Source organism: Deefgea piscis, assembly GCF_019665785.1.
GTDB lineage: Bacteria > Pseudomonadota > Gammaproteobacteria > Burkholderiales > Chitinibacteraceae > Deefgea.
Genome location: NZ_CP081149.1, coordinates 24,828 through 40,708 on the forward strand (window position 1 = coordinate 24,828; position 15,881 = coordinate 40,708).

Annotated in this window: 14 protein-coding genes; 10 read left to right on the forward strand and 4 right to left on the reverse strand. The window is 49.5% G+C overall.

From position 1 onward, the window contains the following. Positions 1-243: 243 nt before the first annotated feature. The 4 genes from K4H25_RS00135 (at position 244) to K4H25_RS00150 (ending at position 4,817) form a co-directional block, all read left to right on the forward strand. Positions 244-720, forward strand: a complete 477-nt coding sequence (locus K4H25_RS00135) for an MEKHLA domain-containing protein (RefSeq protein ID WP_221021463.1) — start codon at positions 244-246, stop codon at positions 718-720. Between the two features lie 202 nt (positions 721-922). Next, complete coding sequence (locus K4H25_RS00140; protein WP_221021464.1) at positions 923-2,683, forward strand: glycoside hydrolase family 19 protein; 1,761 nt, start codon at positions 923-925, stop codon at positions 2,681-2,683. Positions 2,684-3,575: 892 nt separating this feature from the next. Continuing rightward, positions 3,576-4,292: an FRG domain-containing protein gene (locus tag K4H25_RS00145; RefSeq protein WP_221021492.1), complete on the forward strand. Its 717-nt coding sequence runs from the start codon at positions 3,576-3,578 to the stop codon at positions 4,290-4,292. Positions 4,293-4,310: 18 nt separating this feature from the next. Beyond that, a complete protein-coding gene (locus K4H25_RS00150) occupies positions 4,311-4,817 on the forward strand; it encodes a YfbU family protein (protein WP_221021466.1) in 507 nt (168 codons plus the stop codon). Between the two features lie 54 nt (positions 4,818-4,871). Here the strand turns inward: K4H25_RS00150 and gatB are convergent, their stop codons facing one another. From gatB to gatC, 4 genes are all read right to left on the reverse strand, one after another. Continuing rightward, the gene (gene gatB, locus K4H25_RS00155) at positions 4,872-6,299 is read right to left on the reverse strand and encodes an Asp-tRNA(Asn)/Glu-tRNA(Gln) amidotransferase subunit GatB (protein ID WP_221021467.1); all 1,428 of its coding nucleotides are present in this window, start codon (positions 6,297-6,299) and stop codon (positions 4,872-4,874) included. Between the two features lie 3 nt (positions 6,300-6,302). After that, on the reverse strand, positions 6,303-6,866 hold the full coding sequence (locus K4H25_RS00160; protein WP_221021468.1) for a Uma2 family endonuclease: 564 nt from the start codon (positions 6,864-6,866) through the stop codon (positions 6,303-6,305). 10 nt (positions 6,867-6,876) lie between these two features. Beyond that, entirely contained in the window at positions 6,877-8,325 is a 1,449-nt protein-coding gene (gene gatA, locus K4H25_RS00165; RefSeq protein ID WP_221022826.1) for an Asp-tRNA(Asn)/Glu-tRNA(Gln) amidotransferase subunit GatA, read from the reverse strand. Between the two features lie 95 nt (positions 8,326-8,420). Next, on the reverse strand, positions 8,421-8,708 hold the full coding sequence (gene gatC / locus K4H25_RS00170) for an Asp-tRNA(Asn)/Glu-tRNA(Gln) amidotransferase subunit GatC (RefSeq protein WP_221021469.1): 288 nt from the start codon (positions 8,706-8,708) through the stop codon (positions 8,421-8,423). 465 nt (positions 8,709-9,173) lie between these two features. Between gatC and K4H25_RS00175 the strand changes: the two genes are divergently transcribed. The 6 genes from K4H25_RS00175 to K4H25_RS00200 all read left to right on the forward strand — a co-directional run bounded on the left by K4H25_RS00175 (position 9,174) and on the right by K4H25_RS00200 (position 15,868). Next, entirely contained in the window at positions 9,174-10,220 is a 1,047-nt protein-coding gene (locus K4H25_RS00175; RefSeq protein ID WP_173532505.1) for a rod shape-determining protein, read from the forward strand. A 112-nt stretch (positions 10,221-10,332) separates the two neighbouring features. Further along, complete coding sequence (gene mreC, locus K4H25_RS00180) at positions 10,333-11,217, forward strand: rod shape-determining protein MreC (RefSeq protein ID WP_173532506.1); 885 nt, start codon at positions 10,333-10,335, stop codon at positions 11,215-11,217. A 56-nt stretch (positions 11,218-11,273) separates the two neighbouring features. After that, on the forward strand, positions 11,274-11,780 hold the full coding sequence (gene mreD, locus K4H25_RS00185; protein WP_173532507.1) for a rod shape-determining protein MreD: 507 nt from the start codon (positions 11,274-11,276) through the stop codon (positions 11,778-11,780). Positions 11,781-11,888: 108 nt separating this feature from the next. Continuing rightward, positions 11,889-13,805 carry a penicillin-binding protein 2 gene (mrdA, locus tag K4H25_RS00190; protein ID WP_255587833.1) on the forward strand — a complete coding sequence of 639 codons (1,917 nt, stop codon included), beginning with the start codon at positions 11,889-11,891 and terminating at the stop codon, positions 13,803-13,805. Further along, the gene (rodA, locus tag K4H25_RS00195) at positions 13,798-14,910 is read left to right on the forward strand and encodes a rod shape-determining protein RodA (protein WP_255587820.1); all 1,113 of its coding nucleotides are present in this window, start codon (positions 13,798-13,800) and stop codon (positions 14,908-14,910) included. Before mrdA ends, rodA begins: the two co-directional genes overlap by 8 nt. A 1-nt stretch (position 14,911) precedes the next feature. Continuing rightward, positions 14,912-15,868 (forward strand): septal ring lytic transglycosylase RlpA family protein, encoded by a 957-nt coding sequence (locus K4H25_RS00200; RefSeq protein WP_221021493.1) that lies wholly within the window; start codon positions 14,912-14,914, stop codon positions 15,866-15,868. The last annotated feature ends 13 nt before the right edge of the window (positions 15,869-15,881 follow it).

Genomic DNA, 15,881 nt, shown 5'->3' on the forward strand with positions numbered 1-15,881 from the left:
AACGGTTTTATCGTTTGGCTCACGACAATCGAGGGCACAGCGGAGCTGGGCGCGCACGGGTCGCCTTCTTTTGCTTACTTTTCTTGGCGAAGCAAGAAAAGTGAGTCCCCGTCGCGGACTGCGACTGTAAAACAATGTGCCGTAGGCACTTAAAATCATCAACACGTAATCTGAACAAAGCCAAAAAAATATGCCGTGAAAATAATTTACAATAAGCCGCATATTCATCCACCGGATTTTCTCGTGTCTTCACTTGCACTCATCCAACTGCTGCTAAGCAGCTATCGCCAATTGCTTGGGCATGATTTGGTGCCAGCCACCGACTCCTTAATCGATGCCGCGGCGTGGCTGCAGCATGAGGCGCCGTTTTGTGTGCTCGCGCATGATGCTAGCGACGACCCACGATTTATTTTTGCCAACGACAGCGCCCACCGCTGTTTTGACTACCCCGATGGCCAATTACTGGGGCTGCCATCACGGCTATCTGCCGCTGCACCTGATCAAGAAGAGCGCGAACAATTACTTAGCGCGGTGCGTGAACACGGTTACGCCTGCGGCTACCGCGGGCTGCGGATCGCCAAAACCGGACGGCGTTTTTGGATTGAAGACGTTACCGTATGGAATCTGATCGACGAGATGGGCGTGCGCCATGGTCAAGCGGCAACTTACCGCCGATGGTGCGATGCAAGCGATTCAACCCCCAGCAGCGCAGCCACGTAGCAACGCCCAAGCAATCACAAGATTCGCCACAATGACCGACTTAAAGCGGCGTTTGATGCTCGCTCGCTTTGACGACGCCGTCATAAAGAGTATGCTTACAACTCATAAAACAATACCAATAAGGTATGACGTCTGAGATGTGTCTGGGAAGCATATCAAGGCCAATTTGGACAGGCGAATCCCACTATGGATGGAGAGGATAATGAATAAAAAAATCAAACTCGCCGCACTGCTGGCTGCGCTATTTTTAAGCACCAGTGTGATGGCAGCCGATTGGGACAGCAAAGCCGTGTATACCGCAGGTGCCAGCGTCACCTATCAAGGTAAAAACTGGAAAGCCAAATGGTGGACTACCGGCGAAATACCCGGAGGCACGCAATGGGGACCTTGGGCAGTCGAAAGTAATCCATTACCAACAGCAAGCCCCACAGTAATACCAACTGCGACACCAACGACTAGCCCAACGGCAAAACCCACTGCAACACCAACCGCAATACCAACAGCCACCCCAACGGTAAAACCGACTGCGACCCCCACAGCAACACCGACAGCAACCCCAACAGTAAAACCAACTGCGACACCAACAGCAACGCCGACTGCAGCACCAACCGCAACACCAACCGCCACACCAACGGCGAGCCCAACACCGGGTGGCAATACTTGCGCGCCGGTGTGGAATCCGGATGAAATTTATCGTCCGAACTTAGGGCTAGTGATTCGCAGTGCCTATGGCAAAAACTACCAAGCCAATTATTACTCGAGCAATATCGAGCCTAGCGCCAACTCAGCTGTCGGCGGCGCATGGAAAGCACTTGGCGCGTGTACTGGCCCAAGCACACCGCGTGCCTCTGGCCCAGAAACCTTAGCCGAAGCGCAAGCGCACGAAACCGCAGCGATCAGCACGCCGTATATGCAAATGATCCGCGCCTCGGTCGCTACGCTCGACAATAAATTGGTTGAGCAAGTCACGCCGGGCAATCAAAGCAATCCAGCCAACGTTAAACGGGTGGAAGGCATTGTGTCGCAGCAGCAATGGAATTACTTCTTCCCAGAAGCCAATCCGGGCTACACCTACACCAACTTTTTGCGCGGCGTAGCGAAATTCCCAAGCTTCTGCGCCGACTACACCGATGGCCGCAATGCGGATCAAATTTGCCGCCGCGTTGTTGCCGCCTTTTTTGCCCATGTGGTGCAAGAAACCGGTAATCACAGCGCATCAAGCCCTAATCCAAAATGGCGCCAAGGCTTAACCGCGCTGCGTGAAGGTGGTGACGGCAAAGGCTCAGAAGCGTATTCATCCGGTTGTGGTGATGTGAACTGGCAAAAGCAGTTTGACGGCACCCTCGCTTGTGGCAAAAACCCAGATGGCACGTGGATTTCTTACTACGGCCGTGGCGCGCATCAAATCTCTTACATCTTCAACTACGCCCCACTGTCGTTGGCGATTTATGGCGACCGCGCCGTGCTACGCGACAACCCCGACCTCGTGGCATCAACATGGTTGAATATGGCCTCGGCGCTGTACTTCTTTGTGACGCCACAGCCACCTAAACCATCGGTATTGCATACGCTGGATGGCACTTGGGTACCGAACGCAGTCGATATCGCCGGCGGCTTGGGTAACGACTTCCCAACCACCAGCCAGATTATCAATGGCGAATGTATGTCCAATCCAATCAAACCAACGGCACAGGCGCGCAATAATTTCTACGTCGAATTTGCCCGCGAATTGAATTTGGACATCTCCAAAGAGTCAATGAAATGTACCGATATGAAAGCCTTTAGCGGTGGCAGCTCAGCCGCAGTGGCGATCTATTGGAATAAATCGGAAGAAACCGCCGACAACCCAGCGCCAATCAAATACCAATGTCGCCTCACCAGCGAGCAATCGGGCTTCTCGGCGCTGATCGACAATCAATACACGCAATGTGTTGAAGCCAAATGGTCAGTCAAATTGAAATAAACCCGCAGCGCTAACCCGCCGCCAAGCAACAAAAAGCCACGATATTCGTGGCTTTTTTATTCCCATCAGCCCAAAAACCTACGCGGTGCAGCCGTACAGGGCGGCGTTCTTGCACATGAAGTCGCGCTCATGCCGCGCGGCACCTACCTTTCTTTGCTTCGCCAAAGAAAGGTAGGCGAAAGAAAGTCGCCCCGAGCGCGCCCAGCTCCGCTGTGCCCTCGATTGTCGCGAGCCAAACGATAAAACTGTCTGTCTCGCTCCGCACTCGGTGCGCTTAGACGGGATCTCAAGCCCCAGACCCACGATCAAGAATATATTTAGATGTATTGCCAGAAAAGCATTGTAATTCAAAGGCTATAAGCAAATACATCCTTAGGGTGTATTCGACGCGAAGCGGCAATACACCAAGCGATATTCATGCGGCGTAATGCCTTCGGCAATTACACCCTCCTCGCTCGCATAAACAAGAGGTATTTAAATCCAGACCTTATATCGCAATGTTTAGCTGGCAATACATATACATACCTGCTTGATCGTTGGTCTGGGGCTGCTAATCCCCTGTATCCAGCCGAGTGAGGAACAAGCGGGGCGGGGTTTTTGCGCTCATTGTTTGAGGCCGCAGGCCGAGTTTTGAGCGCAACCGCCTCGATTGTCCGCAGCGAGGGCACCGACGAAGTCGGCGCAGATACCGGGGGCTGCTTTGGGGTGAAGGGGGCTTTGCAGAAGCAAAGTCCCTTTCCCGTCCGCGCGGCGGAACGCGCACCAAAAAACACGCGGCGCAGCCGCATAAAGCTAATTAATACGGTAACGAATAAAAATCGTAGACGTAAAAACCCACAAAGCTTACAATAAATTTAATTAAAATCTAATAAATAATTACTTGGACAATAGAATGTCAACTTGGAATGATTTTCTTACCGAAGTGCGAAAAGCAGAAAAAGAGCTCGGCTCTCCAGCTGAACCGTGGTATCGCGGGCATACGAATAAAGATTGGGAACTAATTCCAAGTTTGCCACGCCAAACTTCTTGGGAAGAAAAAGAAAAAAGCCTATTTTTTGAATTTACACGTACAGCATCAAGACTGTTCGAAAAAAGGACAAATGATTGGGAAACTCTATTTGATATGCAGCATCACTGGATCCCTACACGGTTGCTTGACTGGTCAACTGTAATGGGGGTAGCCATTGCATTTATTCTCCACGGAGATTACACAGATACAGAGGATAGTGCTCTTTTCATATTGAATCCACTATCATTAAATAGGTTAAGTGGCCGTACTGATGTCATAAATATCCCAGAAGACAAAACATTTGATTACAAAACTATTTATTGGGAAAAACGCCCCGTACAAATTGAAAAGCCATTAGCAATAAAACCCAGCCAACAAATTAGCGATCGAATTAGAGCTCAACAAGGTGTTTTTACCATATTTGGAACAGAAGATGCGTCATTTGAGACTGCAGCCTCAGCCTGCTACCGAAAAATAATACTTCCAGCATCGGCTAAAGCAGAAGCTCGTGAATTTTTAAAATGGGCAAATTTAGATGAATACACAATCTATCCAGATATAGTTGGTATGGCACACCACATAAAGCGAAAAATTCTCTAAATAGAAGGAGAGATAATCTTGGAAATCAGTAAAAAAGACCGATTAATCCTAATTAATCAATACAGAATTCTTGCCAAACTAGACAATGAGGATGCTGAATTTTACAACGAAGCAATTGACATCCTAGAAAATGGGTATGCTATATTTTACAATCAAATAATCGGCGGAATTTCTGATGAGATGTCAGAAATAGATGGTAAATTTGTACTTAACATACTTGATTTGTATCGAGCAATCGAAGACTTAAAACGAACAACAAAAGATCATGAACTAATAAATCACAGATACTCAATTTTCCCTGGATTCGACGGGAACAATGAAACAGAGCACATGAGTTTTTGTCGCTTCCTAATACAAAAACAAAACAAATTCATTGAACAACAACAGTACATGGTAAAAAATGACAATTTAAATAGTCATATACCGATGATTGATAAATACACCCGAATGCTTGAAAAATCTAAAGAGCTAAATAATATTTGGCAAATAAACGTTGAACAAGCTCTGAATATTTTGAGCGCATAATTTTATTACTCATAAATAAAGCGGCCATTTGGCCGCTTTATTATTTGAGGATTATCACCCCACCTTCTTCTTCAACAACTCCAACGCCATCGCTGGATTGGCCTTGCCGCCGGAGCCTTTCATTACCTGCCCGACTAAGGCATTGAGTGCCTTCTCTTTACCGCTGCGATATTCTTCAATCGCTTTTGGGTTGGCTGCCAGCACGGTATCGACAATCGCTTCAATCGCGCCGGTGTCGGATTCTTGCTTCAGACCATCGCGCTCGATAATGGTGTCGGCTGAATCGCCTGATTCCCACATCTTCTTCAGCACGTCTTTGGCGGTTTTGTTGTTGATGGTGTTGTCCGAGATACGAGCAATCAACGCACCCAAAGCCGTTGCCGAAATTGGGCAATCAGCAAACACTTTATCTTCGCGGTTCAGCGTGGCCGAGATGTCGCCCATGATCCAGTTGGCGGCGAGTTTGGCATCGGCGCCAGCAGCAACGGTGGCTTCAAAGTAAGCGGCCAGTATCTTGCTGGTGGTCAACATCCGCGAATCGTAGGCGGAAATACCGTACTGCTCGATAAAGCGCGCTTGCATTGCCACTGGCAATTCTGGCAATTCGCTGCGTACGCGTTCAATCCATTCCTCACTAATCACCAGCGGTGGCAAATCTGGATCTGGGAAGTAGCGGTAATCGTGCGCGTCCTCTTTACTGCGCATCATGCGCGTTTCGCCCTTATCGGGATCGAACAGCACCGTGCCTTGCACCACGCGGCCACCGTCTTCGATGGTTTCGATTTGCCAGCGGATTTCGTAATCAATCGCTTGCTGCAAGAATTTAAACGAGTTCAGATTCTTGATTTCGCGGCGAGTGCCTAGCTCAACTTGGCCGGCTGGGCGTACCGAAACGTTAGCATCAACACGGAATGAGCCTTCCGACATATTGCCGTCGCAAATGCCGATCCATGTCACCAACTCGTACAATGCTTTGGCATACGCCACGGCTTCGGCACTGGAGCGCATTTCTGGTTCAGAGACGATTTCGAGCAATGGTGTACCGGCGCGATTTAAGTCGATGCCGGTCATGCCTTGGTAGTCTTCGTGCAGCGATTTGCCGGCATCTTCTTCTAAATGGGCGCGAGTGAGGTTGATTTTGCGTTCTTCATCGCCAACTTGAATGGTGATCACGCCACCTTCAACCACCGGCAAATCCATTTGGCTAATTTGATAGCCTTTTGGCAAATCAGGGTAAAAGTAGTTTTTACGATCAAACACTGATCTGCGTTTGACGTTGGCACCAATGGCCAGACCAAACTGAATCGCGCGCTCAACGGCGGCACGGTTCATCACTGGCAAAGCGCCCGGCAGTGCAATATCCACCACCGCCGTTTGCGTATTAGGCGCAGCGCCAAATGCCGTGCTGGCCGGTGAGAAAATTTTCGATTTTGTGGTGAGCTGAGTGTGAACCTCTAGCCCGATTACGACTTCCCATTTCATGGTTTATTCCTCTATGCCCGTGTCGTCGTACAGTTCAGTCAACGACACAGAAAAATCAATACTGGCTAGGCGTACAGTTTCATCGTTGGTATAGGCATGAAAGATCCAGTCACCTTGATCCGCACGGCGATACACCCGAACGCTCTTCATTTCCGAATCAATCAGCACATATTCTTGTAATGATTCAAGCTGGCGATAAACTGTAAATTTTTTACCCTGATCGTAGTTACTCGTCGACGCAGACAAGACTTCGACGACGACCTTAGCTGAATTAACCGTCGAACTCGATTTAGCAGTTTCAGCACAATGCACCAATAAATCGGGGTAAAAATAGCAATCGGCACTTTCAATCTGCAGGCGAACATCATTAATGAACGCTCGGCAAGGTGAGCCTTGTAAATGCGCCATCAAGCGAACGAGCAAATTCATCGCCAAAATATTGTGCGTCAATGTGCCCCCCGTCATGGCATAAACGAGACCGTCATAATATTCATGCCGTTCCTGCCGCGATTCTTCTTCAGCCAAGTACTGCTCAGGTGAAACCAAATCACTTTGCGTTAGTGCCATGCCGATCTCCTTAGAGTTGCGGTGCCTTAGTATGCCAATCAGTCACTTGCTGGTATTGATGCGCCATGCCGAGCATGCGGCTTTCACCTGCGTAGTTACCGATGATTTGCATACCGACTGGGCGACCGTTGCTGCCAAAGCCAACGGGTACGCTCATGGCAGGCAAGCCGGCCAAATTCACGCCCAGCGTATAAATGTCTTCGAGATACATCGCCACTGGGTCTGCAGTTTTTTCGCCCAAGTTCCATGCGGTACTTGGCGAAACCGGGCTAAACAATACGTCGCATTCTTTGAATACAGACTGGAAGTCATTGGCAATCATGCGGCGGATTTTTTGCGCTTGTAGGTAGTAAGCGTCGTAATAGCCGTGGCTGAGTACATACGCGCCGGTCAGAATGCGGCGTTTGACTTCATCACCAAAGCCCTCGGCACGGGTTTTTTCGTACATATCATTCAGGCCGTTGTAATCGGCGGCACGATGACCGTAGCGAACACCGTCAAAACGGCTTAAGTTGGTTGAGGCTTCGGCTGGCGCGATAACGTAATACGCTGGAATCGCCATTTTGGTGTTCGGCAGGCTCACGTCAACAATGCTGGCGCCGAGTTTTTTGAACTCAGCCACCGCGGCGTCAATTGCGGCACGCACGTCGTCGGCTAAACCATCGGCAAAATATTCGCGTGGCAGGCCAATTTTAAGTCCAGCCAAAGATTGGTTTAAATCGCGAGTATAGTCTTCGCTCGCTTGCTGCAAGCTGGTGGAATCACGCTCGTCAAAGCCAGCCATCACATTGAGCAAAATCGCGCAATCTTCAGCGGTTTGCGCCATTGCGCCACCTTGGTCAAGCGAGCTGGCGTAAGCGATCATGCCAAAACGACTCACCGTACCGTAGGTCGGTTTAATTCCCGTGATACCGCAAAATGCCGCAGGCTGTCTAATCGAACCACCGGTATCGGTGCCAGTTGCCATTGGCACTAATCGCGCGGCCACTGCCGCTGCCGAACCACCGGACGAGCCGCCAGGTACGGCAGTTAAATCCCAAGGGTTTTTAACTGCGCCGTAAAAGCTGTTTTCATTGGAAGAGCCCATCGCGAACTCATCCATATTGGTGCGACCTAGCGTCACCAAACCGGCAGCATCACAACGCTCAACGACATTGCTCGAATACGGCGCAATAAAGTTGTCGAGCATTTTGCTACCACACGATGTTTTCCAGCCTTCAGCGCAGAAAATATCTTTGTGGGCCAAAGGAACACCGAGCAACGGTCGGGTATCACCGGCAGCCCGCGCGGCATCGGCAGCAGCAGCTTGTGCGAGCGATTTTTCGCGGTCAACGGTAATAAAGGCATTGAGGTGCTGATGCGCCGCGATGCGATCTAAATATTGCGTTGCCAACGCGACAGCCGTGGTTTCACCGCTAGCGAGTTGGTCAATGATTTGTTTGATGGTGTAGTTCATAATTGTGAGGGAGTGGGGAATAGGGAGTAGGGAGTAAAAGCAAGTGAGCTTACGGCCCACTCCCCACTCCCCAATCCCCATTCCCAACCCCCTGCTCCTTATTCAATGACTTTCGGAACCAGGTAAAGGCCGTTTTCAACCGCAGGGGCAATCGCCTGAAAGGCTTCGCGGCGATTAGTCGCTGTCGCCACATCGTCACGCAAGCGCAGTAACATGTCTTGTGGGTGTGGCATTGGCTCAACACCGGTGGTATCGATGCTGCGCATTTCTTCAATCAGATTAAAGAGTTGATTGAGTTGTTTATGGCTCTCAATCACTTCATTTTCGGTCACGGCAATCCGTGCCAGACGCGCAATGCGCTGTACATCGTCTATAGATAGCGACATATTCGTATTTCCCTGTAGATACGTCCTAAATAGCTGAGCAGTCATGTTGGTCAACACAACAACTTTAATCGGAACGTGGCTAGACTCTATCAACATTGCATTTGCCGCGAAAATTGTGCCCGCACGGCGCAAAACCAACATCAACTAAGCTTAAATTTACCGCGTTTTTTCATCCTGAAACCACGGTATCACCTTGCTGACCAAGTACGGCGTACTTTAATCGGAACGTGGTCGTATTTACCGCGTTAAAGCTACTTAAACAACAACGCAATAGGGTATCATATCGGGTTTGTTTCTCCCACCTACGGCGAAGGCTCGCGGTAGCATTTACAGTGGACGCGAAATTAAAAATAAATGCGAAGCTTGATTCCTTGCAATACAGCATAATACGAGCATTCGCCCAATTTACAGTGGGCTGAACTGAAGTTTGGCTTGCCATCACACAACATCATTGCGGGATTATTAATGTTTGGACTTCTCTCTGGCTACTTTGCCAACGACATCGCTATCGACTTGGGTACAGCTAACACCTTGATTTATATGCAAGGTAAAGGGATTGTATTGGACGAACCGTCGGTCGTCGCCATTCAACAAGAAGGCGGCCCTTCAGGCAAGAAAACCATTTTATCGGTCGGTACAGAAGCCAAAAAAATGCTCGGCCGCACCCCCGGCAATATCAACGCCGTGCGCCCAATGAAAGACGGTGTAATTGCCGACTTCACTATCACCGAACAAATGCTCAAACAGTTCATTAAAAAAGTGAACCCAAGCCGCATGTTTTCATCGCCACCGCGCATCGTCATTTGCGTGCCTTGCGGCTCAACGCAAGTTGAGCGCCGTGCGATTCGTGAATCAGCACTAGGCGCTGGTGCGCGCAAGGTTGAATTAATCGAAGAACCAATGGCTGCCGCAATCGGCGCCGGTCTGCCGGTTGAAGAAGCAACGGGCTCAATGGTGGTGGATATCGGTGGCGGCACGACCGAAGTCGGCGTGATTTCGCTCGGCGGTATCGTTTATGCGTCTAGCGTGCGTGTAGGTGGCGATAAATTTGATGAATCAATCATCAACTACATCCGTCGTAACTACGGCATGTTGATCGGCGAAACCACTGCTGAAGAAATCAAAAAACGCATCGGTTCGGCCTTCCCGGGCGCCGAAGTTCGCGAAATGGAAGTCAAAGGTCGCAATTTAGCCGAAGGCATTCCACGCTCGTTCACGATCTCTAGCAACGAAATTCTCGAAGCCTTGACTGACCCACTCAATCAAATCGTTTCAGCAGTCAAACAAGCGCTCGAACAAACTCCACCAGAACTCGGTGCTGATATTGCCGAAAAAGGCATGGTACTAACTGGCGGTGGCGCATTATTGCGCGATTTGGATCGCTTATTGATGGAAGAAACTGGCCTGCCAGTGATTGTGGCCGAAGATCCACTCACTTGCGTCGTACGCGGTTCAGGTAAAGCACTTGAAAAGCTCGATAAAGGCGGCATTGGCATTTTTGCTAATGACTGATTAGATCGGCGGTAAGGCAAGCAAATAGGGCTTGGCGTATGCCAAGCCTTTGCTAGTTTGGGCAGCTGTCACCCTACCGCCATCCTCACACCTTCACTACTTCGCAGATCCAATGCAAGCTAATCAACCTGCCTTTTTTAAACAAGGCCCGAAACCGCTGACGCGTGTTTTGATTTTTTCTGCACTCTCGCTTGCGCTGATTTTCGGCGATGCCAACTATCAATGGTTGGGGCTCGCCCGCGATAAGCTGTCTTTGGCGCTATATCCCTTGCAATGGCTGGCCACTACGCCCATCAATGCGGTGATTGAAGGTGGCGATTTTCTGCAGCAACAAGCCCAATTAGTTAGCGAAAACAAAGCACTCAATAACGATAAGCTCGCCGCCAAAGGCATGGCCATGCGTTTGCAGGCTTTAGAGATTGAAAATGCCAATTTACGCTCGCTCAGCATTGCCAGTGAAAACACGCCGCGCCGCTCGCAGCTCACCAAAATTCTTTACAATAGCCGCGATCCTTTTGCCGCAAAATTAGTCCTTGATAAAGGCCAGCAAAATCAAATTAGTGCTGGGCAAATCGTGCTCGACGCCAGTGGTGTGGTTGGACAAATTGTTCGCGTGCAACCGCTCACCAGTGAAGTGCGGTTGTTATCTGATCGCAATCACATGGTGCCAGTCATCGTGGCGCGCAATCAATTGCGAACCGTGGTGTATGGCACAGGCCGGCATGCGCCGCTCGAAGTGCGCAATATGGCACAAAATGTTGACGTTCAAGTGGGCGACCAACTGCTTACATCCGGCATTGATAGTATTTATCCGGCGGGTTTACCAGTGGCTCGAGTGACTCGGGTTGAACGCACCACCGGCAACGCCTTTGCCCGCATTTATAGCGAGCCTTTAGCCAAAATTGATCAGCATCGTTATTTCTTAATTTTGGATGCGCCAGCGGCGCCGCCACCTTATCCAACAGAAGCCTCAGCACCGAAGGCCAAGACTAAATAATGTGTATTTTTTATCCTTTTTGCGCACTCTCTGCGCGAGTGGCTGGAGATTGAGCCATGCCAATTAGCCGCCAATTACTTCGTCCTGCCGGTGTGGGCTTTATTTTTTGCTCGTTTGTACTGGCTATTTTGATTAATTTATTGCCATGGCAAGCCACGGCGATGAATTTTTCTCCTGATTTTGTCGCGCTATTGATTATTTATTGGGCACTCAATCAGCCGCGCCGTGTCGGTGTGGCTTGCGCCTTCTTTTTAGGGGTGCTGATGGATGTCGCCAATGGCAATATTCTGGGGCAACACGCGCTGGCCTATTCCATCATTGCTTATTTAGCTTTGGTGCGGCAGCGGCAATTGGCGATTTTCCCTTTTTGGCAACAAGCACTGATTGCTTGCGCGCTACTGCTACTTTCGCAAGCCATTATGGTGAGTATTCGCAGCATCATGGGTGAGCCTTTTGTGGGCTGGGGCTATTTTACTGGCAGTTTATTTGCCGCTATTTTATGGCCACCTTTTTCAAATTTGATGCTGATGTATCAACGTAAAGACGCGCCCGACGAATTATGAGTTTGCATGAATGCGCTTGTTTTCGCTCGGTGCAGCCTATTTGTATTTTTTTCGCTATTTCGCCAATAATCGGTCGTGGTTGTTTGGCAGGCCGCAATGGTGTTTGCCATGAGTAAGAATGTTGTTATCAATCCTAAAGGCGAGCGTTTTGCATTTCAAATCCGCCTGATTGTTGCTGTGCTATTTATTTTTCTGATGTTTGGCGTGTTATTTGCGCGCTTTTTTTGGTTACAAGTAGTTGAGCACGACCGCTACCTGACATTAGCCGAACAAAATCGTATTTCTTTAGTACCTATTCCGCCATCGCGCGGCATTATTCGCGACCGTAACGGGGTGATTCTGGCGCACAATTTTTCGGCCTACACCTTAGAAATCACGCCATCCAAAGTCGCTAACTTAGATGAAACCATTGCCAGCTTAAAAGGCATTGTCGACATTACGCCGCGTGATCGCCGTCGCTTTAAAAAGCTACAAGACGAAACTAAAGACTTTGAAACGCTACCGATTCGTACCCGCTTAAGTGACGAAGAGGTGGCGCGCTTTGCTTCGCAAAGTTATTTATTTCCCGGCGTTGAGCTCAAAGCGCGCTTGTTCCGCCAATATCCCTTGGGTGAAGTGGGCAGTCATTTGATCGGCTATATCGGCCGAATTAATGATCGAGACATTAAAAACCTCAAAGACGACGATGTATATGCCAACTATCGCGGCACCGATTACATCGGCAAGTTAGGCATAGAAAGCAGTTATGAAAAACAACTGCACGGCCAAACTGGCTTTGAACAAGTTGAAATCGATTCTGGTGGCCGTGCTGTGCGAACGCTCAAGCGCACCGCGCCACAATCGGGCAAAGACTTAACGTTGTCGATTGATATCAAGCTGCAAGAAATGATCGAAAAGCAATTTGGTGAACGCCGTGGCTCATTGGTAGCGATCGACCCGCAAACCGGCGGTATTTTGGCACTGGTGTCTAAACCTGGATTTGACCCGAATTTATTTGTCGATGGCATTGATCCGGTGAGCTGGAATGAGCTCAATACCTCGATCGACAAACCCTTACTTAATCGCGCAATTCGCGGCGAATACCCGCCCGGATCAACGTATAAGCCATTTATGGCCATGGCGGCGCTCGAACAAAACTTACCTTTAGTGCATCAAACGATTTCTGACCCCGGCTATTTTATTTACGGCGGACATCGGTTTAATGATTCCAAAAAAGGCGGTTATGGCTCGATGAGTTTTGATCGCTCGATTGCATTATCCAGTGATACTTATTTCTACCAACTCGCCGTGCAAATGGGCATCGACAATATCGCCAAGTTTATGGGCACCTTAGATTTTGGCCGCCCAACAGGCGTGGATTTACCTGGCGAGCGTCCGGGGATTTTACCGAGCCCCGAGTGGAAAAAATCCCGTTTTAAAAATCCAGCACAACAAAAATGGTATTCGGGCGAAACGGTGTCCATCGGGATTGGTCAAGGTTATAACGCCTTTACCCCAATGCAAATGGCGCATGCCACTGCAACATTGGCCAATCGCGGTTTAGCATTTCGTCCACACGTTGTTGCCACATTAACCGATCCGCGCAGCGGTGCCAAAACCTTGGTCGAGCCCAAACCCCTCAAAACCATGGACTGGAAACCCGCCAATATTGAACGTGTTATCCGTGGTATGGAAGGCGTAATGACCATTGGTACTGGCGCCAATGTATTTCGTGGCGCGCAATATGTATCGGCCGGCAAAACCGGTACGGCGCAGGTGTATAGCTTAAAAGGCGCCAAATATAACGCACATACAGTCAAAGAGCGTTTACGTGATCACTCATGGTTTATTGCTTTTGCGCCGTCAGACAAACCAACAATTGCGCTGGCCGTGATTGTTGAAAATGGCGGTTTTGGTGCACAAGCAGCAGCACCGATTGCGCGTAAAGTGCTCGATTATTACATCACGGGCAAAATGCCTGAAGATCCACCGAGCAAAACGGCATCGGCCGTACCCGCCATCGTCGAGGAAGTGACCGGTGATTAGCTATATCTGGGATCGTATCAAGCGCCCAATTGATCCTGCGCTATTTATTTTGATTTTACTGGTGTTTGCCGTTTCGGCGGGTGTCTTGTATTCCGCATCCAATCGCGATTTAGAACGCGTGACCGATAAAGTGGTCTTTATGGGCATCTCGCTGGGCATCTTGTGGTTTGTCGCCAATATTCAGCAAAGAACCTTAATGCAACTGGCTTTACCCGCTTATGTTGGTGGGGTCATTTTGCTGATTTTGGTGGAGTTTTTTGGTATTACCAGCCACGGTGCAACCCGTTGGCTCAATATTGGGATTACCCGAATTCAGCCATCAGAAATCATGCGGATTGCCTTACCGCTAATGGTGGCGTGGTATTTCAATCATTTCCAAGCCAGCCTTGGTAAACGCCATTATGTTGCTGGCGCATTCATTATTATCATTCCGGTGCTGTTAATTATGAAGCAGCCCGATTTAGGCACCAGTTTGCTGGTTGCATCATCGGGCTTTTATATCTTATTTTTTGCCGGCCTACCTTGGGCAGTATTGGCAGTGATGAGTGCGGCGATTGCCGTTATCGCCTACATCGTTACCCATTGGGACTTGTGCATTAATATTTTGCACGAATACCAATGCCGCCGAATCGCCACCATGCTCAACCCAATGGAAGATCCACTTGGCGCGGGCTACCACATTATTCAAGGCACGATTGCCATTGGCTCGGGTGGTTTATTTGGTAAAGGCTGGCTAGCTGGCACGCAAACCCATCTGGATTTTATCCCTGAGCGCACCACTGACTTTATTTTCGCAGTGTATGGTGAAGAATTTGGTTTGCTGGGCAATGGTTTGTTATTAGTGCTGTATTTGGCGGTGATTTTCCGTGGCTTAATGATTGCCAATAGTGCTTCAACCTTGTTTGGTCGCCTATTGGCAGGTGCAATTTCGATGAATTTCTTTACCTATGCACTGGTAAATATGGGCATGGTCACTGGCATGCTGCCGGTGGTTGGCGTGCCTTTACCGCTGATTTCCTATGGTGGCACGTCAATGGTTTCGATTTTGGCCGGTTTCGGTATTTTAATGAGCATCCAGCGTGATCGCCCACTGATGAAGGCTTAATATGAAACTCACTCACTCGGCTACGCTAGTGTGCGCCAGTTTATTACTGGCCGCTTGTAGCAGCACGCCTGAAAAACCCACACCACGACCGGTAGTTCCTGCACCGACTCAACCGTCAACCATTACCGGCACCCCATCGCCGTATAACTGCAGCTATAAGGCCAGCTCCGGCAACGGGGCTTTTTATAAAGACGACGGCCCGATGGCGGATTTTCCCGCCAATTTAGATCAAGTGCTCGAACCGATTCCACGCTGGGAAACGCCGCATAAATGGGCCAATCGCCCGTATACCGTACTCGGACTGTCGTTTACCCCGCATAGCCAAATTGATGGCTACAAAGAGCAAGGCATTGCCAGCTGGTATGGGCGTAAATTTCATGGGCAAAAAACCAGTATTGGCGAAACCTACGATATGTTTCAAATGACGGCAGCGCATCCAACGCTGTCGATCCCCAGCTATGCCCGCGTGACCAATGTTAAAAATGGCCGTAGCGTGATTGTTCGGGTGAATGATCGCGGGCCATTTCATAAAGGCCGAGTGATGGATTTGTCTTTTTTGGCCGCTTGCCGTTTGGGCTACGCCAATAATGGCAGCGCCGAAGTCATTGTAGAAAGCTTGATGCCTAGCGACGCGCCGAGCGACATTATTGCCAACGCCAAAGTCGCCGTTCATAGCACACCGGCGCCGGTAAACAATAAGCCACGGCCCATCCCTGTCGCCGAAAGCAATGGCAAAGTGTTTGTGCAACTCGGTGCGTTTTCGACGCAAAGCAACGCCGAAAGCTTTAAAGCGCACGTCGCGAGAGAGCTTGATCAAGACAGCGATAAACTCAGCATCCAAAGCAGCAGCAACCTTTACCGCGTTCGACTCGGGCCTTTTGCCAGCCGCAGCGAGGCAATGAATACCATCAGCCGAGTGACCGGTGAGAAAAACATCCAAGCGGTGATTAGCCAATAAGCGATTGAAGAGG

Excerpts from the sequence above, each read along its gene's own strand:
- gatB (WP_221021467.1), bottom strand. The coding sequence starts at position 6,299 with ATGAAATGGGAAGTCGTAATCGGGCTAGAGGTTCACACTCAGCTCACC.
- K4H25_RS00160 (WP_221021468.1), bottom strand. The coding sequence starts at position 6,866 with ATGGCACTAACGCAAAGTGATTTGGTTTCACCTGAGCAGTACTTGGCT.
- gatC (WP_221021469.1), bottom strand. The coding sequence starts at position 8,708 with ATGTCGCTATCTATAGACGATGTACAGCGCATTGCGCGTCTGGCACGG.
- K4H25_RS00140 (WP_221021464.1), top strand. The coding sequence starts at position 923 with ATGAATAAAAAAATCAAACTCGCCGCACTGCTGGCTGCGCTATTTTTA.
- mreD (WP_173532507.1), top strand. The coding sequence starts at position 11,274 with ATGCCAATTAGCCGCCAATTACTTCGTCCTGCCGGTGTGGGCTTTATT.
- K4H25_RS00200 (WP_221021493.1), top strand. The coding sequence starts at position 14,912 with ATGAAACTCACTCACTCGGCTACGCTAGTGTGCGCCAGTTTATTACTG.
- mrdA (WP_255587833.1), top strand. The coding sequence starts at position 11,889 with ATGAGTAAGAATGTTGTTATCAATCCTAAAGGCGAGCGTTTTGCATTT.
- K4H25_RS00145 (WP_221021492.1), top strand. The coding sequence starts at position 3,576 with ATGTCAACTTGGAATGATTTTCTTACCGAAGTGCGAAAAGCAGAAAAA.
- K4H25_RS00175 (WP_173532505.1), top strand. The coding sequence starts at position 9,174 with ATGTTTGGACTTCTCTCTGGCTACTTTGCCAACGACATCGCTATCGAC.
- mreC (WP_173532506.1), top strand. The coding sequence starts at position 10,333 with ATGCAAGCTAATCAACCTGCCTTTTTTAAACAAGGCCCGAAACCGCTG.